Genomic DNA, 21,849 nt, shown 5'->3' on the forward strand with positions numbered 1-21,849 from the left:
TTGTTGATATCCACACTAACTAAGGTGTAAACATTTTTCAACCATTTATTTAAACTTTTTTCCATTTGTATATGACAATTAAAAAAGGAGCCGAAGCTCCCTTTTAAACATGATGCACTATTGCTCAGTTAAGCATTTTGACAACTGGCCATTTTCGATTTGGACAGGACAGATAGCAATACACAAACCGCTACAAACGCCACAGACGAGACGGCAAACGAAATACCGACCGATGCCGTCATACCCAATGTGATGAAACCAATGCAGGATACGGCTGCAACAGACAACGCGTAAGGTAGCTGAGTCGCAACGTGATCAATGTGATTACAACGTGCGCCTGTCGAAGACAGAATGGTCGTATCTGAGATTGGTGAACAGTGATCACCAAATACCGAACCAGCTAAAACAGCACTGAGCATCGGAAGCATTAACGCAAGATCGGTTGCGCCAGCCATATCACCCGCGATTGGTAACATGATACCAAACGTACCCCATGATGTGCCCGTCGAGAATGCCATCAAGCCAGACAATAGGAACAAGATTACAGGTAACCAATGTGGGTTAATATTGCCTTGCGCAAGCGTTGACAGATATTTACCTGTGTTCATGTCGCCGATAACAGAACCAATTGTCCATGCGAAGACTAGGATAAGAATTGCGCCAAACATTGATTTAGCACCGATCCAAAGTGTACGGCCAATTTCCGATGCGGCGATACCTTGTTTGAATACCGTGAATAGAGCAACCGCTAGGCCAACCAAACCACCGTAAATTAAAGAGGTACCAACATCAGTATTCTCAAACGCACCCAATAGATTGAACTCAATACCGTCTGAAGCCAACGCTTGACCACCGGTATAAAGCATTGACGCAACCGTCGCAATAATTAGGAAAACGATCGGCAAAACAAGATCAGACACTTTGCCGCCTTCGCTTTCACGGATATCTAGCTCTTCGTTCAGCTCATGAGCTTCTTCGGTATCATTTTCTTGGTCTTTGTCAAAACCTCGGCCCTGAGACGCAGCGATCTCGTGGTCACGCATCTTGCCAATATCTAAGCCAAACCAAGCCACAGCGAATACCATCAATAGCGCAAAGATTGCGTAGAAGTTCATCGGAACCAAACGCAAGTATGCGCCCAATGCCGAGTATTCTGTAATGCCGTGTGAGACAAGAATGCCGCCAATGATTGTCATGATGTAAGCACCCCAGCTAGACGCAGGCATGATCACACACATAGGTGCCGCTGTAGAATCGAGGATATAAGCGAGCTTAGCGCGAGACACGTAGAAACGGTCAGTAACAGGTCGAGAGATTGCCCCTACCGCTAAACTATTAAAGTAGTCATCGACGAAGATGAACACGCCAAGAAACGCAGCCAAAAGCTTAGAACCACGTTTGCTTTTCACGCGTGTCTGCGCCCACTCAGCAAAAGCGCGAGTACCACCCGACAGTGTTAACAGCGCAGTCATCATACCGAGCAACAATAGGAAGCCGACAATACTCATGTTCCAAGTGTTAATCCCACCGTCTTCGATGAACACACTAGATACAGTAGAGCCAACATATCCAAGCGCATTACCTAATGAGTAGTCATTAAGCAAGACAGCACCAAGAACAATACCGACACCTAGAGAAACAAGTACGCGACGCGTAACAATAGCAAGACTCAACGCCACTAAAGGAGGCAAAAGAGATAAAGGAGATGATGCAAAATCAATTAAATTCATGATCTTCAAAAACCAGTAATAAATGGTTAGAGATCTACTGCAGACTAATTGATGGAACTCATTTCCAAACAATTAACTAAAAATAAGCGACAGGCAAGCGAATGCTTACCCAGCCCTACAGTAGCGCTCCATAGTTTTACAAATTATAGACTATGGCAGTGTTACCCCTTTCGAGTGTAACCCCAGCAAGCATCTTTGATTTGATAGCCCACTTCGGCGAAATAACCTTTCCTACTTGTTCATTGGCATCACCCCAACAAGCATTACTTATTTATTCCGCGCCTCTACCGCACATGCTGAAACTTTAAACTATCGAAAAGTCATTTTAACAATAATTTAACCAGCATAATGCATTAGGTTCCGCTTATTGTACTTAAGTCACACTTCTTTTCAATACATCGTGCCAGATTTATTGTTAAAAATATTTTTATGCCGGAAAGATTAACCTTCCAACTTTTGTGCATAGACATTCTTTGCATACCATCTCATACAACTAAAGAATGACGACCTTGGTAAGTATCTAAAATAGACATTAATAATGTGGCACCTAAAAATTCAAATGTTTGTCGCCGACTATTTTTTGACGATTTGTTTATTCTTAAATTAGAAACAGTTTTCAATATATGAAACTAAATACTTAATCATGAGTTGATTATTTATCAATATGGTCTAAACCAGCCAGTAAAAACTAAACTAGGTCACGAAAACTTGCGTAAAAAAATACAAATCTTCTGCGATGAATTATATTTGTCAGGATTTAACTAAATTTACATTCTATATATTGTAATATCCATTTTTCAGGATTATTATCTTTCATATTAGGCACTCCTTATAAAAGTGAGATTTAAATATGTCGGAACTAACAAAAACACTATTAAACATTCGCAGCTTGCGTGCTTTCTCTCGTGAATTAACACTGGAACAATTGGAAGAAGCACTAGAAAAATTGACGACAGTTGTAGAAGAACGCCGAGAAGCAGAAGAAGCAGAACGTGCGGCAGCAGCTGAGCAAGAAGCTAAACTGTCGGCTATTGCAGAGCAAATCGCAAAAGATGGCATCGATGTAGAAGCATTGATTTCTGCGCTTGCTGGTGACTCAAAAGCAAAAACTAAAGCGAAATCAAAGCGTGCGCCTCGCCCTGCGAAGTACAAATACACCGATGCGAATGGCGAAGAAAAAACTTGGACTGGCCAAGGTCGTACACCTTCAGCAATTCAAGAACAATTAGATGCAGGTAAATCACTAGACGATTTCCTAATCTAAAATAAGTAACAACAAAAAAGCGCCTTCATGGCGCTTTTTTTATAAGTCAAAAACCTCATAATTTTGAGGTTTTCTTTTCTATCGTTCCCAATACGCTTCTTCCAAGCTGTCTTCTCTTTCAGGCAAGCCTTTAGACAAACGTGGTGAGTGTTGTACCAGAACTTCATAACTAGCACGGTTTGAATACTTACATACCTGAGAAAACGACGAGTAAGTCAAATAAGCATGGGCATGTTTGCTTGAGTTAGGCACGTTTTCTTTGTGATACTTGTTTGCCGCCATGTCGTGCAGTAAGGCAGATAACGCTGCATCCCCTGCACCATTTGTATTTTTAATCTTCTCAGGCCCGCCCATATAAGGTGAAATATGCGAATACACTTTAATTGGATTTTCACAGTTATCTTTTACTGCTGGCCGACTAAATTCAAAACGGTTAAATTCTGCGATACTGCCTGGCAATAAAGGTAGAGAAGTCTCGCGCTTAGCCGCTTCTTCAGTATAGCCAGCCATAAACAAGCCAACAGGACCAGCGGTACATAGCACCAAGTCCACCCAATCAAGCGCTTTATCAGACGCGGCCAATGGGTCAGACTCGCCCGTCAGAGCTTCAGCTTCATCTTCATTCATGGCCACAACAGAAACGTGGTCACGCAAGAATGCTTGCCAAAATTGAGGATCGTCTTGAATGACAAATTTGGTACCTAATGTAAGCACTACCGGCACGTCATGCTTTTTAGCGTACTCAATCGCGCGCATTGTCGCTTCTGGCATCGGGTCGCCCTCTTTACAACGTACCAAATAGGCCGTTAATACCAGCGCAGACGCGTTTTTAAAAATTTTTTCAGGAATGCTATCAGGGTGAAGTTGGTTCATCTGGCCTTCACTGATCGCAAAAGTACGCTCACCATCTTCTGTAATGAGTGCGAAGCAACGTCCAATCGCGCCCTCAACCCCTTGCAGGTAATTCAAATCCATTCGGCTGGATGTATTACACAGATAACGATAGCCATAGCTGCCAATTTTAATATCTTGACTCATCACCCCTAGTAATGTTGAACGATCATCAGCAAGAACAGAATAGTTGTGTAGCGTATTACCAATGGTGCCGCCTGCATATTCATTGGTGATAAGCTCGTTTTGTTTCAACTCAACATATAAAGCTTCTGCCGTGACATCGTCGATAACTAATGAGTGTCCCTTACTCAAGTTATATTTTTCGATTAGCTCTGAACTCACCTTTGCTTCAATATCAACCAAGGTTTGATCAATACCGATAATGTGGGTGCGAGACATTTTCTTGCTTTCTTGTGCTTGGCTCACCAAAGGATCGCGTGCGTGTACGGGAAAGTAGTGTTTCGATTTACGTTGGCCAGGAAATTTCATAGCTATATTCTGTGGTAAAGGATTCGAGTAAGGGATGAAAGGATGCCGGATTCTACCGCGCACAATTAGGCGCGGCAACAATCGCAAGTATAGCAAACGTTTGCAGGCATAATTAATTTACGAACGATTCAGGACGTTTTAAATAAGAGGAAGTTATTCCCCTTCCATGAAGCTCAAATCAGGTAAGCGATCTAGGTTTTCAGAGTAGCGTTTAAGATTAAATTCCCCGTCGTTTTTCATTACATCGAATATTTCAATCGACATGGCACAGGCCATCATTGCTACGGCTTCATCACGCGGGGTTCCTGTCATCATCAACCGCATGAGGGTCTCTTTGACTTTAATAGGGTTGCCATCTTCCAATTGATTCTCGACCACTTCGATCAAATGGGATTCTTCTAAAACTTGGTTTTCTTCACTCATTTGTTTAACCCGTTAGGCTTGATTTTCGGCAACTATGCCATATATAGACACTCTATTGTTAAAAAAGCGCAGATATAGTGATTAACAGAACAAAATTCGCTCTGTTTTCGAAGTGTGAGTCCGATCTCGGATCTGTCACCTCGAACGGCTTTCTGTTAGAATCTGCGTCCAGTTAATTTAAGTGGTGTTAAGTAATGTCTGACAACAGCCAAAAGAAAGTCATCGTCGGTATGTCCGGCGGCGTTGATTCATCTGTTTCTGCGTACCTGCTACAACAGCAAGGTTACCAAGTAGAAGGCCTGTTCATGAAGAACTGGGAAGAAGATGACAATGAGGAGTATTGCACGGCAGCTGAAGATCTAGCTGATGCTCAAGCAGTGTGTGACAAGTTAGGCATTCATCTTCACACCATCAACTTTGCGGCTGAGTACTGGGATAATGTATTCGAATATTTCCTTGCGGAATACAAAGCAGGACGTACGCCAAACCCAGACATTCTTTGTAACAAAGAAATCAAGTTTAAAGCCTTCCTAGAGTTTGCAGATGAAGTACTCGATGCGGATTATATCGCCATGGGGCACTATGTTCGCCGCACTTTCCCAACTCAGGAAGAGCTTGAGGCGGGAGCAAAACCTGAGATGCTGCGTGGTCTGGACAGTAACAAAGACCAAAGTTACTTCCTATATACACTAAGCAGTGACCAAGTTGCCCGTAGTCTGTTCCCTGTTGGTGAGCTTGAAAAGCCTGAAGTTCGACGCATCGCGGAAGAGCAAGATCTCATCACCGCGAAGAAAAAAGACTCAACAGGTATCTGCTTCATCGGTGAACGTAAGTTTACTGAATTCCTTGGCAAATACCTACCCGCGCAGCCAGGCAACATCGAAACGCCTGAAGGCAAAGTTATCGGTAAACACCAAGGGTTGATGTACCATACTTTGGGTCAACGTAAAGGCCTTCACATCGGTGGTCAAAAAGGCGGCGGTGGTAATGAAGAGCCTTGGTTTGTTGGCGACAAAGACCTAAAACGCAACGTATTGATTGCCGTTCAGGGTAAAGATCACCCTCTTCTTAAATCAGAAGGCTTGATCGCTTCCCAACTCCACTGGGTAGATCGCACACCAATTACTGATGTTTTGAAGTGCACAGTAAAAACACGTTACCGTCAAACAGATATACCTTGTACAATCATCCCAATTGATGATGAAAACATTAAAGTTATTTTTGATGAGCCTCAGATCGCCGTCACCCCTGGTCAATCTGCGGTATTCTACCAAGGCGAAGTGTGTCTTGGTGGTGGAATTATCGAAAAACGCATTTAATTTACGCTTACATTTAGGAGTATGACTACGTGGCTAACGCATTATATGACCGCACCATCGCATTCGCAGGAATTTGCCAAGCCGTTGCTTTGGTCCAACAAGTAGCGAAAAACGGTCACTGCGACAACGACGCGTTTGAAACGTCTCTCAAAGCGATCATGAACACGAACCCGAGCAATACGGTGAGTGTATTTGGCCGCGAGTCAGATCTTAAACTGGGTTTGGAATGTTTAGTTAAGGGCATTGATAGTACGCCAACTGGCAGCGAAATTACCCGTTACATCATTAGCTTGATGGCATTGGAACGCAAGCTAAGCGGCCGTAATGATGCTATGGCACAGCTAGGTGATCGCATCCAAATGCTAGAGCGCCAACTTGACCATTTCGAGCTACTCGACGAGCAAATGCTCAGTAATCTCGCGAGTGTCTATCTTGATGTAGTGAGCCCTATTGGCCCCCGAATTCAAGTTACGGGCACCCCATCTGTACTACAACAGACGACCAACCAACACAAAGTAAGAGCGCTGCTTCTTTCCGGTATTCGCTGCTCTGTCCTTTGGCGTCAAGTTGGAGGCAAACGCCGCCACCTGATTTTTGGGCGTAAGAAGATGGTCGAACAAGCTCAAATCCTGTTAGCAAGAATGCAATAATCACTATGAGCTCGCGACTTGTCGCGAGCTCTTCGTTTATACCAAAAAACTTCGTATCAAAGACAACCAAAGCAAACGTTTGCGCAATGCTAGTGACAAACGCTTTCGATATTGGTATAAAGCTCACGAAATTTAGAAACTCAATTCAGGAGAACATCATGGAACTGTCAGCATTGACTGCTGTTTCACCAGTAGACGGTCGTTACGGAAGCAAGACAATTGCGTTGCGCGAAATCTTCAGTGAATATGGTCTACTTAAGTACCGTACTATCGTTGAAGTCCGCTGGTTACAAAAGCTTGCTGCAACGGCTGAAATCGCTGAAGTACCAGCATTTAGCGCTGAAGCAAACCAATTCCTAGACGACCTTGCTGCAAACTTCTCAGAAGAAGATGCACGCCGTATCAAAGAGATCGAGCGTACAACTAACCACGACGTAAAAGCGGTTGAGTACTTCCTAAAAGAGAAAGTAGCAGACGTTCCTGAACTGCACGCAGTAAACGAGTTCTTCCACTTTGCCTGTACTTCTGAAGACATCAACAACACATCACACGCTCTAATGCTTAAAGAAGCGCGTGAGAATGTGATTCTTCCAGAAATCCGTAACCTAATCGACGCAATCAAAGCGCTAGCAGTGGAATACCGCGACATTCCTCTTCTATCTCGTACACACGGTCAGCCTGCTTCTCCATCTACTATGGGTAAAGAAATGGCAAACGTGGCGTACCGTATGGAGCGTCAATTCAAGCAAATCGAAAACGTTGAGATCCTAGCGAAAATCAACGGTGCAGTAGGTAACTACAACGCACACCTTTCTGCTTACCCAGAGCTAGATTGGCATAAGTTCTCTGAAGAGTTCATCACTGAATCTCTAGGCGTTACTTGGAACCCTTACACAACTCAGATCGAACCACACGATTACATCGCTGAACTGTTCGACGCAATCGCTCGTTTCAACACTATCCTGATTGACTTCGACCGTGACGTTTGGGGTTACATTGCGCTAGGCCACTTCAAGCAAAAAACTATTGCTGGTGAGATCGGTTCTTCAACCATGCCTCACAAAGTTAACCCAATCGACTTTGAAAACTCAGAAGGTAACCTAGGTCTTGCGAACGCTGTATTCGGCCACCTAGCACAAAAACTGCCTATCTCTCGCTGGCAGCGTGACCTTACTGACTCAACGGTTCTACGCAACCTAGGTGTGGGTGTGGGCTACGCTATCATCGCTTATACTTCTACGCTTAAAGGTATCAGCAAGCTAGAAGTTAACCGTGAAGCGCTTCTTGCTGAACTAGACCAAAACTGGGAAGTATTGGCAGAGCCTGTACAAACGGTAATGCGTCGTTACGGCATCGAAAAACCATACGAGAAGCTAAAAGAACTGACTCGTGGTAAGCGTGTAGACGGCGAAGCAATGCGTAACTTCATCGACGGTCTTGAGCTTCCTGAGCACGAGAAAGCACGTCTGAAAGAGATGACGCCAGCGAACTACATCGGTCAAGCAATCGAGCTGACAGATAAGCTGTAATCCTCTCCACTGTTAAATAGCAAAGGGCTGATGTAAACACATCAGCCCTTTTTGTTTGTCAGTGTGATTAAGTTGAGCGTTATTGTTTTTGAAAGAAGAGGGTTATCGTTCCAACCTCAATGCCAAACTTTTTGATTTTAGTTAAATTGAATACGTGCTTTTCATCTTGGCGATATAACCAATCATCAAACCCAACCACCACGGATGAATCATCCATTTTTAGTTCAAAGTCGTACCGCCATTGAAGTGCGTTGCCGACTTCTTTGCCCGTTGCCTGTCCGATGATGTCATCTGCTTCACCGACATAACTGCCTTCACCATCTCGATTAATCACCCAAATTCGCTGGTCTATCTCTCCGTCATCAAACACGAAATCTTCAACCAGTGTGAGCGTGTCACCTTCAACGCTGCCAATAATCTCAACCGTAAAACGACGGGTTTGCTTGTCGGTGTAATCTTGAACCATACCCCAAGCGGTCACTTTACCTTCAAAATAGTCGAAAAGGTCAAAGCGTGGATTTGATGCTTGGTAGCTGTCTAAGTCAGCGGAACACCCCGTGACGGCAAAAACTAACGTTAGAAGAAAGGTTTTCAAAAGTTTCATTATTGGCTAAGTCCTATCAGTTGTGCTCGCAGTTTAGGGTACGTAGTTTTGGGTGAAAGCCAGATAGCGAGAAAGGCGTCATTCAAGCTCTCGTCGGTGATTGAGCCGATACGTGTCGGCGATGCCATTTCATTCGAACGAAAATAAAAGTGTCCGCTTTGGCCATCGGTCACGTAAGTGAGGTTTTGTCCTTTCTCGATATTTGGGAAGATGGTCACCAACTCTTGAATCCATCTCTGTGAGAGTTGCTTGTCGAAACCCATTTCTTCCCACTGGTCTTCGGTTGCATCAAGCAATTGCTGCTGGCTTATATCTCTTTGGTAATCGATCGAAAGTGCTAGAGGATGAGGCGTAATGTCAGCATCAACAGAATAGGTTCCATTGGGCGTTTGGAGCCGTGACTGATAGACATCAAAAATAAATACCGACAACTGAGCTTCTCCCACAGCAGGCCAAGTGTTCCATTCAGTTTCGCTGTCTACTGGTACCGCATAGCTCGTGGATGAGACTAGCAGGCTAAAAGTTAGCCCCCTTTTGATCAACTGAAAGACTCGGCTCATGGCTATACACCTTCTTAATCACAATAATAAGGAGTGACCACTCGATGAACAGAACCAATAGAGTCGTCACGTTACCATGTGGGAAGGCCACCGCTTGGAGTTTCATGCCTGCAAAGTAACTCATTGCGCCAGCTATCCCACTGACTAGTGATACGAGTACTGGGTGGTATTGGTTCAGAATTGGCGCTAAATAGTTGGCATACCAGAGGAAGATAGCCCAAAGAAGAATGAGCCAGATTGGAAAACGGCTTGGTTCAAACTGAAACAAGCCAAAATAGTAGTTGGCGTAGTCTATACACACGCCAAGACCTAGTAATCCTAACCATGCCCCCAATCGAATTTGGCTGAGCCCAACGGTCAATACTTGAGTAACAAGCACAAGGCTCAACGTCAGCCATAGCCACTCTTCTCTACCCAATATGGCAAGGAACCAGATGAGCTGAAACCATGTGGATAAGAGGATTAAACGTCGAGCACTCATATTAGGGTCTTTCAAATGTCATATGTACTGTGCTGATACTTTTCGCTTTAAAGCCACCCTCACAATAACAGAAATAATAGTTCCACATTCGAATGAAAGTATCATCAAAGCCAAGCTCTCTAACCCGCGCCTCCGCAGCATTGAAGCGGAGGTACCACTGGCGCAATGTATGAGCGTAGTCCTCACCGATATCGAACAAATCTCGCAACACGAGGTCACTCTGCTTGGTCGCGGCTTGTGTTAGCGCCGTAATTGAAGGTAGAAATCCCCCCGGGAAAATATACTTTTGGATAAAATCGACGTTGTTGCTGTAGTAATCGTAACGTTGGTCAGCAATGGTAATTGCTTGTATCGCCATTAAGCCCTTTGGTTTAAGTAGGGACTGGCATTTCTGAATGTATGAATTGAGGTACTCTTTGCCAACCGCTTCAATCATTTCAATCGACACGAGTTTATCGAACTCACCCGTTAAGTTGCGATAATCTTCTTTGAGTAACGTTATTTTGTCTTCTAATCCTCGAGCTTTAACTTGGGCTTGGGCATAGTCAAATTGCTGTTCAGAGATGGTCGTTGTTGTAACATGACAGCCATACTTCTCTGCCATGTAGATAGCCATTGCACCCCACCCCGTACCGATCTCAACGACGCGATCGGAAGATTGCAACTTTAGTTGCTGACACAAGCGCTCCATCTTATTGATTTGCGCCTGCTCCAACGTATCGTTGGGAGATGAGAAAATCGCCGATGAATACAACATGTTTTCATCGAGGAAGGTGTCGTAAAGGTCATTACTTAAATCGTAATGCGCGTGTATGTTTTTCTGAGAGTTGGCGACCGTATTACGGTTGAGCCAGTGCCCTACTTTGTAAGAGAGTTTGGAGATAAAACTGGTGCGGTTTTCAATCGAATCCAGCGCTGACATATTCAGTGCCATCAGCTCCATAAGCGCGGTCAAGTCTGGGCTGTCCCACCAAGCTTCCATGTAAGCTTCACCGGCCGCAATACTGCCACCCGTTAACAAACGCGAATAAAATGCAGGATTTTTTACTTCAATAAGCGCACTTGGCTCACCATTTTTCGGACGACCAAACATTGTTCTTTGGTTGCTCTCAGCGCCATCAAATGACTCGACAACGGTGAGGCAGCCCTTAGATATTTTGTATAAACAAGTAAACGCGATAGACCTTGCCGTTTTTTGCCCAGTCGTCAGTGTCCCATTAAAAGGTATTGCTTGAGAGTTGATCATGTTCGATTCTCCTCGACTTCTTTTCTCTTATCCTGTTTGTCATCGCCAGACTGATATTTGGGGTGTGAATAGAACGGCGCCCCTTTTAACCATAGCTTTAGCGCATGCCAGTAAATTCCAATAACTACTTTTACTGCCATAATCGGTGTCACGATCAGTTGCTTAAGTAAAAATTTAGACGACAACGGATGCTTTTTCATCGTCAACGTCGCGTCAAACTCTTTGTTTTCTCGGTGACATTCCAAATGTACAAACAGTCGGCTATCTAAAGGTTTTACTCGCCATTGATACTTTTGTTCGATGGGATTGAAAGGAGAGACATGGAAAGCCTTATCTTGTTCAAAACCCTGCGTGCTCGATGCTGGAACGGCATAGTAGTGTCTCTCGTTCCAAGGTGTGTTACTCACTTCAGCCAGCAAGTAGCACCACTGCCCATGTTTGTTATAAAGGTAGTAGAAGTTTACCGGGCTGAAGTAAATACCTAGATATCTTAGGTGAACCACGGCCTCGACCTTACCATCGACCCGCTCTCCAGTAAGCTCGTACACTTTGTCTTGAACGGCCGTTTTTAGGCAACCTGAGCCTAGGTAGTCCTCGCGCTTAAACCGTGCCCAGTGCCACCAGCGCTGACCAAAACACCACACATCCTTTTCTAGCTCTGCCAAGCCATCAAGATCTAAGCAAGGCATAAACAGTGGATAACTGAGCTGGTGTTTGATTGGCGAAAATCGACGGTGCCTGACGCTGCCGACGAGCAATGCGCTTGTGGACCGTGTATCTGTCTTCATTAAGCTGCCCCTTTTTGAGGCACCGCAGCAGTTTGAGATTGTAGACCTTTCACCACATCCAACGCGCTTCGAACACCATCTTCATGGAACCCGTTATACCAGTATGCCCCGCAGAACCAGGTTTGATTGATACCATTGATTTCATTACGGCGCTTCTGGGAAGCCAGAGACTTTTGATTAAACACCGGATGATCGTAGTGGAAGGTACGCAGTATCTTATCTGGAGAAATTTGCTCTGAACTATTCAGCGACACGCAGAAGGTTTTTGGTGATTCAATATGTTGGAGTATGTTCATGTTGTAAGTGAGTGTTGGCCTTCTCTCTTGCTCATCTTGACCGCCACTCAATCGATAGTTCCAAGAAGCCCATGCTGCTCTCGATTTGGGGAGCAGTTTTTCATCGTAATGAAGAATCACTTCGTTCTCTTGATACTCCAACCCTGTCAATATATCGGTTTCCGTTAAACTGGCATCTTGCAACAGAGCCATTGCTTGGTCACTGTGACAAGCAAAAATAACGTGATCGAAACGCTCCACGCTTCCATTTGCTTTAATCACAACACCAGATGAATCTCTTGTTACTGACTCGACAGGCGTCGACAGGCGAATACGATCTTTAAAACCGGAAATCAGCGGCTCGACATAGGCTCGAGAGCCCCCTTCAATGACATACCATTGCGGTCGATTGGTAACATCAAGCAGACCATGATTTAGGAAGAAACGCGCAAAGAAGTCGAGAGGAAAGGCGCGCATATCGGCTAACGTTGACGACCATATCGCCGCCCCCATTGGTAGAATGTAGTTATCGCAAAAATAGTCACTAAAGCCTTGAGTGTTTAAGAACTCACCCAGCGTCTGTTGCTGGCCTTGATTAAGCTCCACAACCTGTTTTACTGCTTTATTAAACTTAAGGATTTCAAAGATAAATGCGTAGAATTTAGGGTTGAACCAGTTTCGTTTTTGCGCAAAAAGGGTTGTCACCGTGTGGCCGTTGTACTCGAGTCCAGTGGCATCATTGCGAACACTAAAGCTCATTTGCGTCGGCAAACCTTTTACACCGATTTCATTCATCATTTGAATAAAATTTGGGTACGTTCGGTCGTTGTAAACAATAAAACCAGTATCGACGGCGTAGGTTTTATTTTCGAGTTGGACATCGATCGTCGCAGTATGACCGCCAATGTAGTCGTTGGCCTCAAACACGGTAACATCATGCTCTTTATGTAGATGGTAACCACAAGTAAGCCCTGAAATACCTGTACCAATAATCGCAATTTTCACTTTGGACTCCTTAACCAGAAATGAGCTTTGATGTCAGTTTGTTTTGCCAACTGTATGGCAGTAACCCAAGTAACCTTAAAATGGAGGTAAATCTACTTGGGAAGTAGATATATGATTTGCCCTTAGCCAGCCCGAATCGTATCGCTTTCGAGGCGTATTCGACACTTACAAGCATAGGCATAGGAAATGTGTTTTTGTCAGTGAGGGGGGTTTCAACAAACCCCGGATAGATAACAGAAACGTCAATTGACTTGCTTTTTAAATCGACTTGTAAAGCGCGAGCGAAATAACTTACCGCGGCTTTAGACGCGCCATAGGCTTCGGCTCGAGGGAGCGCCAACTCACTCGCGATGGATCCAACGACTGCCACACGATGGCCAGATTCAAAGTGATGCTGACACGCTTCGATCACGTTCGCTAATCCCACAACGTTGATATCGAATACTCGCTTCACGAGAGAGGCGTCAACATGTCCGTCGTCAATGTATTCGCAATCTCCGGCGTTCATAATCCAAAGGGTGGGAGTAAAGGGTAAAGTAGCGAGAGCGTCGCGAGAGCTTTCAAGATCTGTTACGTCAAAGGCGACAGAATGAATCCGGTCAGAGTACACTTCCAGCTCGGAAAGCTTGGCTTTGTTTCTGCCACAAGCAACCACCTCCCAGCCATCATCGGCATAATCTCGAGCCAAACGCTGGCCGATGCCCGATGTTGCGCCTGTAATCAATACTCGGTTCATTGCCCTAACCTCTGCTTGATGGTCTTGATGACAGAACCAAGAAGTGGCAAGTTTTCATAAAGCATCTCACCGAGATCAAAGTAGTCCCTGTGGTAGACGACTCTACCGTCGGCGAACTTGAGGTGACTTACTCCTTTCACCTCGACCTTACTTCCCCGCTGCAACTTCGGGTGTTCGAGCGTCATCGTCCACGTCAGAAAGCCAGCATCCCCGACCTGTTGGTGTTCCTCAATGTCGAAATCGCAGCGCTTTACGTTCTCGTATAATGAGACAAAGTATTTTTGCAACGCATCCCAGCCTTCCAATCGATGGGCAGCATCCTCAAAAACAACGTCCTGATGATAGACACCTTCTAGCAGGTGCAAATTCGCTTTATTTAGACACTGATAAATGTTGCCAACAGACTCTACGTTCATCGTTACCTCTCAATTTGTTATACAAGTGATATTTTTGTACAACAAATTCAGCTTAGAACATTAGAGAACGTTGTACAAATTAAAATGCATACACTTGCTTAATTTGTTACGTAATACTCAAAAATTTGGATCAAAAAAGGCTTGGCATAAAGCCAAGCCTTTTCAATACATTGTAGACCTGTTAAGAATTTCTAAGTGCTGCGATACGTTTATCGAGTGGCGGGTGACTCATCAGCAATTCCGTCATTGAACGTTTACCATTAATACCAAACGCCATCATTGAGCCTTCAAGCTGAGATTCGTGACTCACTTTCAAACGCTCTAGCGCCGCGATCATCTTATGCTTACCGACTAGTCTTGCTGCACCTGCATCTGCGTGGAACTCACGATGACGGCTGTACCACATGGTGATGAAGCTTGCCAAGAAGCCAAATACAAGCTCAAGTACAATAGAAACACCGAAGTAGACCATCATGTTGCTGCCGCCTTCTTCCTCGTCACTGTTAGAAGAAACAATGTTAGCAATGAAACGAGATAAGAAAATTACGAAGGTGTTCACTACACCTTGCATCAACGTCATAGTGACCATATCACCATTTGCAATGTGGCTAACCTCATGTGCAAGCACCGCTTCCGCCTCATCTCGACTCATGTTGTGTAGCAAGCCCGTTGACACTGCAACCAAAGAGTCATCTCGCTTTGCGCCTGTTGCAAAAGCGTTGATATCAGCCGAGTCATAGATCGCGACCGTAGGCATACCAATGCCCACTTGCTCTGATTGGCGACGAACCGTCTCTAGTAGCCAATGCTCGGTCTCATTGCGAGGACTTTCAATGACCATACCGCCAACTGAGCGCAGAGCCATACTCTTTGACATCATCAAAGAGATAAAAGAACCGCCGAAACCAAACACTGCAGCCATAAGAAGTAGGCCAGAAAGGCTACCAGGCTGCATCCCCGTTACAGCATAAACAATATTTAGTACAACACTTAGCACGAGTACAACGGCTAAGTTGGTTGCGAGAAACAACATTACACGCTTCATGACTTTTCTCCGAAACTGGAAGCTTATTATTATTGGCCCTAAGTGCCACGATTGATGGCATCAGCAGAGTTAACATATAGATATAGTCTAACGGCTTTAAAAACAAGGTTAAGTCTCAAATTGAAACATTTGTTTTCCATCTCTCGTCAATGCCATTTAACTACAGTTCACATTCAGCAAGATTATACTTACTCAGCGAGAGATAAGCGTTCAAATCTAACTTTAGACTTTGGTCTTATTGTCTAATTAGCGAAACATGCTAACTTTTGTTTAGATAATAAATCCATGGGAATAAGGGATAACATCATGGTTGAAACTAGCAACTATCAAATGGCTATTGATTTACTTTGCTGTCACCTTGGTATTTCAGAGGAAGAAGCAAAACAGCAACTTGGCATTTCATCCGAACAGGGCGCTCAAACTCATGTTAATGAAATGCAGCAAGCGATGATTGGATTGAGCAACGAGAAATAGCTCGACCCTCTAAAAGTCAAAGGGCAGCCACTTGGCTGCCCTTTTTGTATTAATTGCGTTTAATTAATGGTTCGACATTAATGTACTTTGCTAATCCCTTACGTTTGACACTAGGAACATAAGGAATCTCTCCGATTTTTGGCGCATCAATTTTTTGCTCTAGCATTTCAATAATTTCAGCGTAGTGTTCTGTGCCTGGGTTTACGCGGTTTGCAACCCAACCGACTACTTCTAAGCCATCTGCTTTGATCGCATCTAGCGTAAGCATTGCGTGGCTCAAACAGCCTAGCTTAATCCCGACGACCAACACGACAGGCAGCTTTTCTTGTTGTACCCATGTAGAAAGGCAGTCGCTGTCTGATACAGGAACGCGCCAACCGCCTGCCCCCTCGACTAAAACAATATCCGAATTCGCTTTGTGCTCAGCTAACTTTGCACTCAACACTGAGTAATTGATTTCGACCCCTTCACGACGCGCTGCAATATGCGGAGACGCCGGTAATTCTAACGCATAAGGGTTCACATCATCGTAGGCGACATCAACTGTCGCTGCACTTTGCAAATACAGTGCATCAGAGTTGCGAAAGCCTTGCTCTGTTCGTTCACTGCCTGCTGCTACTGGTTTGTAGCCAATAGTATTTAAGCCATTTTCAGCAAGCGCGTTTAAAATTGCTTTTGAAGCAACTGTTTTTCCAACATCGGTATCCGTACCAGCTATAAAAAATGCATCAATCATCGATGAATAACCCCTAAACAAACCTGATAAGTGGCAGGAAGAAGACCCTGATGGTTTTTGAACGTCTGGTATGCTTGCTCGACTTGGCGAAGCGCTGTACGGCTTGTCAAGCCATGAGAGCGACCGTGAACATGAGTTGCTCCAATGCCTTTTAAATCACGCATGAGAGAAAAAGCCGTCGTGTACCAAACTGTGATCGAGGGCAAGTCTAGTCGATGGTTTACGCAGCCGGATTGCGCTAACGCAATTTTTACCTGATTGATACTGATAAAGTCATTCACGTGTTGATATGAGTCAATTTTCGCCCAAGACTGCTTAAGCTCGCTCAATGAGCCATCCAGCAACGTAGAGAAATAGGCATGTCCGTTATGTTTTAGTACGCGGCGAATCTCTCTAAGTGGTTCAGCGAGATCATCACACCATTGCAGTGCCAAGCTCGAAAACACCAAATCAAACTGCTCAACCTCAAATGGCAGCTTCTCTGCGTCTCCCAAGTGGTAACTCATATTCCGCTCGCCACAGCGTTTTCGAGCAGTGTCGAGCATCTGCTGCGATAAATCACAACAAACAACATGAGCGCCCCTTTGCTGTAGCATCTGCGAAAAATACCCAGTGCCACAACCAAGGTCGAGCACAACTCGCCCCGTCAGGTTTGCGGGCATCAAATCGAGTAACCGATGGCCGACGTCACGCTGGAAAGCCGCGTGAGCATCATAAGTTTGAGCCGCTTTGCCAAACGCCTCAGCTATGGCCGTTTTATCATTGGATGACGACCCGTGTACCGCTAACGCTTGTTCCATCCAATCACCCTATACTTCCATTCTCAAGTAGTTGTTCTAAGTTCTCAACCAAAGACACGACGTGCGACAACTCATGATTAGCCGTCAACGTGATTCGCAGTCTCGCCGTACCTTGCGGCACAGTTGGTGGACGGATGGCGGTGGTCCATAACCCTTTACTTTTCAAAGCCTGTGAGACTTCCACAGCAAAGTGACTGTCACCAAGTAGCACCGGTTTTATGGGGGTTACTGTTTCTACATAACCTGGAAAACGGCTAAAGTTCTCTTTGAAGCTATGTTGTAACTCCGCAAGCTTTTCTCGACGCCAATGCTGAGTTTGCAGCATGGTCACTGCGTGGGTTAAGGCATACGCTTGTGAAGGCGGAATCGCCGTTGAGTAAACGTGGTGACGAGCAAATTGAGTTAGGTAGTCGCCCATTTCTTCACTGCATAGAATTGCCGCGCCCGAAAGGCCAAATGCTTTACCAAACGTGACAACCAAAACGTCAGGAGTGATTTGAGCCAAATGACAACTGCCTTGGCCTTCACTCCCCAGTACACCGATGCCATGAGCATCATCGACCGCCAGCAAGGAGTCCTCCTTTACCACAGCACGGATATCTGCAAGTGGTGACAGATCACCATCCATGCTGAAGACCCCCTCTGTGATGACAAACGCATCGTCGGTCAGGAATGCCTTAAGCGATGCAACATCATTGTGCTTAAAGCGTTTCATTGTTGCAGGGGAAAGCATACCCGCTTCCATCAAAGAAGCGTGATTGAGCTTATCTTGCAGCAATAAATCGCCCTTTTCTAATAAGCCAAAAATCAATGCCTGATTTGCCGCAAAGCCCGAACCAAATAGTACTGCGCTCTCAAAGCCCAACCATTCACATAACGCGGACTTCAACCCCGCATGGGCAGAACTAAAACCCGTAACCAGTGGCGACGCACCACTTCCGCAGCCATAGATCTCAAGCCCTTTTTGCCAAGCCCTGCGCAGTTCATCGTCGCAAGCCAAGCCCAAATAATCATTACTCGAAAAATTTAAGAACGTCTCCCCCCCATGCTCAAGCACGGGGCAGTTGCCAAAATTGACCTCTTTGACTTGACGAGAAAGCCCGAGTTCTTGACGACGCTGCAACTCGCGCTTTATACGCGCTTTAAACGCTGGCATCGTAGAACAAATCATCTTTAGCCGGTCTTGCAGCTACGCGCTCGACAACTCGGTCTAAAAGGTCATTTTCTTGTATCTCATCTGGTTTTTGAGAAACCTGCTGACTATTGATTCCTAACTTATCAAACAGCAGCATATCTTTGTCTTCGGAAGGGTTTGGTGTAGTGAGCAGTTTGCAGCCATAAAATACCGAGTTGGCTCCAGCCATAAAACAGAGCGCCTGCATCTGTTCATTCATGTTCTCACGGCCAGCAGAAAGGCGAACCGCCGACTTTGGCATCATGATACGTGCAATGGCAATCAAGCGAATAAAGTCGAAAGGCTCAACATCATCTACCTCTTCAAGTGGTGTGCCTTTCACCTTTACTAACATGTTGATCGGCACGCTTTCTGGGTGAACCGGCAAGTTTGCCAATTCTACAAAAAGACCCGCTCGGTCATTGACGCTTTCACCCATGCCAATGATGCCACCCGAACAAATCTTCATGCCGGCATCACGGACATGAGACAAAGTATCAAGGCGATCTTGGTAAGTACGAGTGGTAATGATGTTGCCGTAGAACTCTGGTGACGTATCTAGGTTATGGTTGTAGTAATCCAAACCCGCATCGGCTAGCTCGTTTGCCTGATCTGGCGTAAGCATACCAAGCGTCATACAGGTTTCCAGCCCCATGCCTTTAACACCTTCAATCATCTTTTTAAGGTGTGGCATATCACGCTCTTTAGGATTCTTCCAAGCCGCCCCCATGCAGAAACGTGTTGACCCCGCACTTTTCGCTTTTTGCGCAGCGTCTAAAACACGCTCGACTTCCATCAGGCGCTCTTTTTCTACGTCGGTTTTGTAGCGCGCACTTTGCGGACAGTACTTACAGTCTTCTGGACATGCTCCTGTTTTGATCGACAGCAGTGTGCTGACTTGAACATGGTTGTGTTGCTGGTATTGACGGTGAACCAGTTGCGCTTCGAAGAGGAGGTCCATAAATGGTTTTTCCATAAGCTCACGAACTTCTGCAACAGTCCAGTTGTGACGTACTTCCACGTGCATTCCTTTAGTTATTAGATTTGTTACTTGGCTAGTCTAACCTCGGCAGGTAGACTGTCAACAATTAAGAAAATTAAAAGTTTACAGATGGTTATTTTTTAACCAACAAAATAGGACGCACATCTATGGATCTCGCCTTTGACCGCCGTCATATCTGGCATCCCTACACATCAACGCTAACACCTCTGACCTGCTACCCTGTTGTCTCTGCTAATGGTGTATTGATTCAATTGGAAGACGGAAATCAACTCGTTGACGGAATGTCGTCATGGTGGAGTGCGATACATGGGTATAACCACCCTCAGCTCAACGCGGCTGCGCACCGCCAAATCGATACGGTGTCACATGTTATGTTTGGGGGAATCACTCACGAGCCAGCTATTGAGCTTTGCAAAAAACTGCTCAACTTTGCACCAGATAACTTAGAACACGTATTTTTAGCCGATTCTGGCTCGGTTGCGGTCGAAGTAAGTTTAAAGATGGCGCTCCAGTATTGGCATGCTAAGGGTGAGAGGCGAGCAAAATTCCTTACCTTACGAGACGGTTACCACGGTGATACTTTTGCAGCAATGTCTGTCACTGATCCCGATAATTCAATGCACTCACTTTACAAAGGCTTCTTGCCTGAACATATCTTTGCGTCATCACCAAAGTCCGGTTTCTGGCAGGCGTTTCAACCAAGTGACCTTGACGATATCACACGTAAAGTTGAGGAGAATCATAAGGACATCGCAGCTGTCATTTTAGAACCGATAGTACAAGGTGCTGGAGGAATGCGAATCTATCACCCTGAGTTCTTAAAAGGAGTTAGAGATCTGTGTGATCAATATGGATTACTTTTGATCTTGGACGAGATTGCGACTGGATTTGGCAGAACTGGGAAGATGTTTGCTTGCGAACACGCCAACATCCAGCCAGACATACTTTGCGTCGGTAAAGCCTTAACTGGGGGCTACATGACATTATCGGCGACCCTAGCATCAAAAGAGGTCGCAGATACGGTATGTGGTGGTGAGGCAGGATGTTTTATGCATGGACCGACCTTTATGGGCAACCCGTTAGCGTGCGCTGTTGCTACGGCGAGCATGGAGATATTAGAAAGCGATAATTGGCAAAAGCAAACCAAACAGATCGAAGGTATTTTTTCAGAGCTATTACCTGACCTGATGAAATACTCTCTAGTGAAAGACGTTCGCTGGTTAGGCGCGATAGGAGTTGTTGAAACCACCCACCCCGTCAGTATGGATGCCATTCAAGCACACTTTGTTAAGCAAGGCGTTTGGATACGGCCATTTGGTAAACTCATCTACATAATGCCTCCGTTTATTAGCCAACCTGCGGATATTGAGAAGCTCATTGCCGCAATTGAGTCAGCGTTAACCTCTCCCGATTGTTTTCAGTATTAAAGCGCTGATACGCAAAAAGGCTTCCGCAACGGAAGCCTTTCTTATGATAAACGTCAGCGACTGACTACTCTTGGTCAATCATCCAACGTCGGAATTCTTTTCGCTCTTGCTTAGACGCTTTAACGTACCAAGCCTTCAGTTGTTCAAGGTTATTGGTGTCTAGGGGCTTGATTGCCTCTGACTTAACTTTTTCATTTACCTGCGCAGACGCAGCTTGCTCTGCAACGGCCGCTTTTGCCGCAAGTGCAGCCGAAGCTCCAAACACAATGCCTCGCGCCTCATTGTGTTTTGCTACTCGCTCTGGCATATCAAAGTACGGCATAAAACCGTCAGCGCGATCAAGCACTTCTTGAGTATAAGGAATTGCCTTACCATCGACAGTTTCAATTCTCCACTTAGGTTGCTTTTGGAACGCTTGAGAAGCCTGATCGTAGGTATACATCTTAGGTGGTGTTATGACGATATCCGTATTCGGAGCATCGAAACTAACAACAAATGGGCTAGAGTTAAATACTCGGTCTTTACTTGAATCCTTCAACTTCTGATTGTAGTCGATTACAACTTGGACTCTGCCAGGCTCAATCGTGTTTTTATCACGTTTTTCCTCGACCTTAACACCGTCTATAAACAAGATACTTGTACCTTTTTTCGGCATCAACGTGGCCGCATACAAACAATTCGAAACCAATAACATAGTTATTGCAATTAAAGCTTTCATATTGTCCCTCCAGATCAAAAAAACCACCCAAATAGGGTGGTTTTGAAATGTTATAGCATAAAC

General features: G+C 45.1%; 23 protein-coding genes and 1 riboswitch. Of the genes, 6 read left to right on the forward strand and 17 right to left on the reverse strand.

Annotation, left to right across the window (positions count from 1 at the left end; translation table 11 throughout):
• Positions 1 to 128: 128 nt before the first annotated feature.
• Entirely contained in the window at positions 129 to 1,730 is a 1,602-nt protein-coding gene (gene tet(35), locus RJ47_RS15790) for a tetracycline efflux Na+/H+ antiporter family transporter Tet(35) (RefSeq protein WP_005470493.1), read from the reverse strand.
• 113 nt (positions 1,731 to 1,843) lie between these two features.
• Positions 1,844 to 2,025: riboswitch (Lysine riboswitch) on the reverse strand.
• A 555-nt stretch (positions 2,026 to 2,580) separates the two neighbouring features.
• Between tet(35) and RJ47_RS15795 the strand changes: the two genes are divergently transcribed.
• Positions 2,581 to 2,994 carry an H-NS family nucleoid-associated regulatory protein gene (locus tag RJ47_RS15795; protein ID WP_005470435.1) on the forward strand — a complete coding sequence of 138 codons (414 nt, stop codon included), beginning with the start codon at positions 2,581 to 2,583 and terminating at the stop codon, positions 2,992 to 2,994.
• A gap of 78 nt (positions 2,995 to 3,072) precedes the next feature.
• On the opposite strand, the gene RJ47_RS15800 is transcribed toward RJ47_RS15795, so the two are convergent.
• Together RJ47_RS15800 and RJ47_RS15805 are read right to left on the reverse strand one after the other, a co-directional pair.
• Entirely contained in the window at positions 3,073 to 4,377 is a 1,305-nt protein-coding gene (locus RJ47_RS15800) for an inosine/guanosine kinase (protein ID WP_005470588.1), read from the reverse strand.
• 153 nt (positions 4,378 to 4,530) lie between these two features.
• Positions 4,531 to 4,800 carry a hypothetical protein gene (locus RJ47_RS15805; RefSeq protein ID WP_005470329.1) on the reverse strand — a complete coding sequence of 90 codons (270 nt, stop codon included), beginning with the start codon at positions 4,798 to 4,800 and terminating at the stop codon, positions 4,531 to 4,533.
• 194 nt (positions 4,801 to 4,994) lie between these two features.
• On the opposite strand from RJ47_RS15805, the gene mnmA reads away from it, so the two are divergent.
• From mnmA to purB, 3 genes are all read left to right on the forward strand, one after another.
• Positions 4,995 to 6,119, forward strand: coding sequence for a tRNA 2-thiouridine(34) synthase MnmA (gene mnmA, locus RJ47_RS15810; protein WP_038138671.1), 1,125 nt, complete (start codon positions 4,995 to 4,997; stop codon positions 6,117 to 6,119).
• 29 nt (positions 6,120 to 6,148) lie between these two features.
• Complete coding sequence (hflD, locus tag RJ47_RS15815) at positions 6,149 to 6,769, forward strand: high frequency lysogenization protein HflD (protein WP_005470549.1); 621 nt, start codon at positions 6,149 to 6,151, stop codon at positions 6,767 to 6,769.
• Positions 6,770 to 6,927: 158 nt separating this feature from the next.
• Positions 6,928 to 8,298, forward strand: a complete 1,371-nt coding sequence (purB, locus tag RJ47_RS15820) for an adenylosuccinate lyase (RefSeq protein ID WP_039485274.1) — start codon at positions 6,928 to 6,930, stop codon at positions 8,296 to 8,298.
• Between the two features lie 79 nt (positions 8,299 to 8,377).
• Here purB and RJ47_RS15825 read toward each other — a convergent pair whose 3' ends face one another.
• The 9 genes from RJ47_RS15825 to htpX all read right to left on the reverse strand — a co-directional run bounded on the left by RJ47_RS15825 (position 8,378) and on the right by htpX (position 15,454).
• Complete coding sequence (locus tag RJ47_RS15825) at positions 8,378 to 8,902, reverse strand: DUF3833 domain-containing protein (RefSeq protein ID WP_039485070.1); 525 nt, start codon at positions 8,900 to 8,902, stop codon at positions 8,378 to 8,380.
• Positions 8,902 to 9,462 (reverse strand): chalcone isomerase family protein, encoded by a 561-nt coding sequence (locus tag RJ47_RS15830; RefSeq protein WP_038214819.1) that lies wholly within the window; start codon positions 9,460 to 9,462, stop codon positions 8,902 to 8,904. The genes RJ47_RS15825 and RJ47_RS15830 overlap by 1 nt, the downstream gene beginning before the upstream one ends.
• Positions 9,419 to 9,943 (reverse strand): DUF2878 domain-containing protein, encoded by a 525-nt coding sequence (locus RJ47_RS15835; RefSeq protein WP_039485074.1) that lies wholly within the window; start codon positions 9,941 to 9,943, stop codon positions 9,419 to 9,421. The genes RJ47_RS15830 and RJ47_RS15835 overlap by 44 nt, the downstream gene beginning before the upstream one ends.
• A 1-nt stretch (position 9,944) precedes the next feature.
• Positions 9,945 to 11,189: an SAM-dependent methyltransferase gene (locus RJ47_RS15840; protein WP_039485077.1), complete on the reverse strand. Its 1,245-nt coding sequence runs from the start codon at positions 11,187 to 11,189 to the stop codon at positions 9,945 to 9,947.
• Positions 11,186 to 11,977, reverse strand: coding sequence for a DUF1365 domain-containing protein (locus RJ47_RS15845; RefSeq protein WP_039485080.1), 792 nt, complete (start codon positions 11,975 to 11,977; stop codon positions 11,186 to 11,188). Before RJ47_RS15845 ends, RJ47_RS15840 begins: the two co-directional genes overlap by 4 nt.
• The gene (locus RJ47_RS15850; RefSeq protein WP_039485085.1) at positions 11,977 to 13,257 is read right to left on the reverse strand and encodes an NAD(P)/FAD-dependent oxidoreductase; all 1,281 of its coding nucleotides are present in this window, start codon (positions 13,255 to 13,257) and stop codon (positions 11,977 to 11,979) included. Before RJ47_RS15850 ends, RJ47_RS15845 begins: the two co-directional genes overlap by 1 nt.
• Before the next feature lie 10 nt (positions 13,258 to 13,267).
• Positions 13,268 to 13,993, reverse strand: a complete 726-nt coding sequence (locus RJ47_RS15855) for an SDR family oxidoreductase (protein WP_039485089.1) — start codon at positions 13,991 to 13,993, stop codon at positions 13,268 to 13,270.
• The gene (locus tag RJ47_RS15860; RefSeq protein WP_038138692.1) at positions 13,990 to 14,409 is read right to left on the reverse strand and encodes a nuclear transport factor 2 family protein; all 420 of its coding nucleotides are present in this window, start codon (positions 14,407 to 14,409) and stop codon (positions 13,990 to 13,992) included. Before RJ47_RS15860 ends, RJ47_RS15855 begins: the two co-directional genes overlap by 4 nt.
• 181 nt (positions 14,410 to 14,590) lie before the next feature.
• Positions 14,591 to 15,454: a protease HtpX gene (htpX, locus tag RJ47_RS15865; protein ID WP_005470593.1), complete on the reverse strand. Its 864-nt coding sequence runs from the start codon at positions 15,452 to 15,454 to the stop codon at positions 14,591 to 14,593.
• A 306-nt stretch (positions 15,455 to 15,760) separates the two neighbouring features.
• On the opposite strand from htpX, the gene RJ47_RS21470 reads away from it, so the two are divergent.
• A complete protein-coding gene (locus tag RJ47_RS21470) occupies positions 15,761 to 15,928 on the forward strand; it encodes a hypothetical protein (protein WP_005470396.1) in 168 nt (55 codons plus the stop codon).
• A 49-nt stretch (positions 15,929 to 15,977) separates the two neighbouring features.
• Here the strand turns inward: RJ47_RS21470 and bioD are convergent, their stop codons facing one another.
• From bioD to bioB, 4 genes are read right to left on the reverse strand one after another with little or no spacing between them, the layout of a single operon-like run.
• Positions 15,978 to 16,664, reverse strand: coding sequence for a dethiobiotin synthase (gene bioD / locus RJ47_RS15870; RefSeq protein WP_038138694.1), 687 nt, complete (start codon positions 16,662 to 16,664; stop codon positions 15,978 to 15,980).
• Positions 16,661 to 17,464, reverse strand: coding sequence for a malonyl-ACP O-methyltransferase BioC (gene bioC, locus RJ47_RS15875; RefSeq protein ID WP_039485092.1), 804 nt, complete (start codon positions 17,462 to 17,464; stop codon positions 16,661 to 16,663). Before bioC ends, bioD begins: the two co-directional genes overlap by 4 nt.
• Positions 17,465 to 17,468: 4 nt before the next feature.
• Positions 17,469 to 18,635, reverse strand: coding sequence for an 8-amino-7-oxononanoate synthase (locus RJ47_RS15880; RefSeq protein WP_197058144.1), 1,167 nt, complete (start codon positions 18,633 to 18,635; stop codon positions 17,469 to 17,471).
• Positions 18,607 to 19,659: a biotin synthase BioB gene (bioB, locus tag RJ47_RS15885; RefSeq protein ID WP_038138701.1), complete on the reverse strand. Its 1,053-nt coding sequence runs from the start codon at positions 19,657 to 19,659 to the stop codon at positions 18,607 to 18,609. Before bioB ends, RJ47_RS15880 begins: the two co-directional genes overlap by 29 nt.
• 128 nt (positions 19,660 to 19,787) lie before the next feature.
• On the opposite strand from bioB, the gene bioA reads away from it, so the two are divergent.
• Entirely contained in the window at positions 19,788 to 21,068 is a 1,281-nt protein-coding gene (gene bioA / locus RJ47_RS15890) for an adenosylmethionine--8-amino-7-oxononanoate transaminase (RefSeq protein ID WP_039485097.1), read from the forward strand.
• 64 nt (positions 21,069 to 21,132) lie between these two features.
• Here bioA and RJ47_RS15895 read toward each other — a convergent pair whose 3' ends face one another.
• Positions 21,133 to 21,786 (reverse strand): DUF2057 domain-containing protein, encoded by a 654-nt coding sequence (locus RJ47_RS15895; RefSeq protein WP_038138705.1) that lies wholly within the window; start codon positions 21,784 to 21,786, stop codon positions 21,133 to 21,135.
• Between the last annotated feature and the right edge of the window lie 63 nt (positions 21,787 to 21,849).

The organism is Vibrio sinaloensis (genome assembly GCF_000808535.1).
GTDB classification, from domain to species: Bacteria; Pseudomonadota; Gammaproteobacteria; order Enterobacterales; family Vibrionaceae; genus Vibrio; species Vibrio sinaloensis_D.

Coding starts and splice junctions, on each gene's coding strand:
- RJ47_RS15880 (WP_197058144.1), bottom strand. CDS start 18,635: ATGATTTGTTCTACGATGCCAGCGTTTAAAGCGCGTATAAAGCGCGAG.
- RJ47_RS15855 (WP_039485089.1), bottom strand. CDS start 13,993: ATGAACCGAGTATTGATTACAGGCGCAACATCGGGCATCGGCCAGCGT.
- RJ47_RS15825 (WP_039485070.1), bottom strand. CDS start 8,902: ATGAAACTTTTGAAAACCTTTCTTCTAACGTTAGTTTTTGCCGTCACG.
- RJ47_RS15800 (WP_005470588.1), bottom strand. CDS start 4,377: ATGAAATTTCCTGGCCAACGTAAATCGAAACACTACTTTCCCGTACAC.
- mnmA (WP_038138671.1), top strand. CDS start 4,995: ATGTCTGACAACAGCCAAAAGAAAGTCATCGTCGGTATGTCCGGCGGC.
- bioD (WP_038138694.1), bottom strand. CDS start 16,664: ATGATTGATGCATTTTTTATAGCTGGTACGGATACCGATGTTGGAAAA.
- RJ47_RS15845 (WP_039485080.1), bottom strand. CDS start 11,977: ATGAAGACAGATACACGGTCCACAAGCGCATTGCTCGTCGGCAGCGTC.
- RJ47_RS15830 (WP_038214819.1), bottom strand. CDS start 9,462: ATGAGCCGAGTCTTTCAGTTGATCAAAAGGGGGCTAACTTTTAGCCTG.
- bioC (WP_039485092.1), bottom strand. CDS start 17,464: ATGGAACAAGCGTTAGCGGTACACGGGTCGTCATCCAATGATAAAACG.
- htpX (WP_005470593.1), bottom strand. CDS start 15,454: ATGAAGCGTGTAATGTTGTTTCTCGCAACCAACTTAGCCGTTGTACTC.
- RJ47_RS15795 (WP_005470435.1), top strand. CDS start 2,581: ATGTCGGAACTAACAAAAACACTATTAAACATTCGCAGCTTGCGTGCT.
- RJ47_RS15860 (WP_038138692.1), bottom strand. CDS start 14,409: ATGAACGTAGAGTCTGTTGGCAACATTTATCAGTGTCTAAATAAAGCG.
- RJ47_RS21470 (WP_005470396.1), top strand. CDS start 15,761: ATGGTTGAAACTAGCAACTATCAAATGGCTATTGATTTACTTTGCTGT.
- purB (WP_039485274.1), top strand. CDS start 6,928: ATGGAACTGTCAGCATTGACTGCTGTTTCACCAGTAGACGGTCGTTAC.
- RJ47_RS15840 (WP_039485077.1), bottom strand. CDS start 11,189: ATGATCAACTCTCAAGCAATACCTTTTAATGGGACACTGACGACTGGG.
- RJ47_RS15835 (WP_039485074.1), bottom strand. CDS start 9,943: ATGAGTGCTCGACGTTTAATCCTCTTATCCACATGGTTTCAGCTCATC.
- RJ47_RS15805 (WP_005470329.1), bottom strand. CDS start 4,800: ATGAGTGAAGAAAACCAAGTTTTAGAAGAATCCCATTTGATCGAAGTG.
- bioA (WP_039485097.1), top strand. CDS start 19,788: ATGGATCTCGCCTTTGACCGCCGTCATATCTGGCATCCCTACACATCA.
- RJ47_RS15895 (WP_038138705.1), bottom strand. CDS start 21,786: ATGAAAGCTTTAATTGCAATAACTATGTTATTGGTTTCGAATTGTTTG.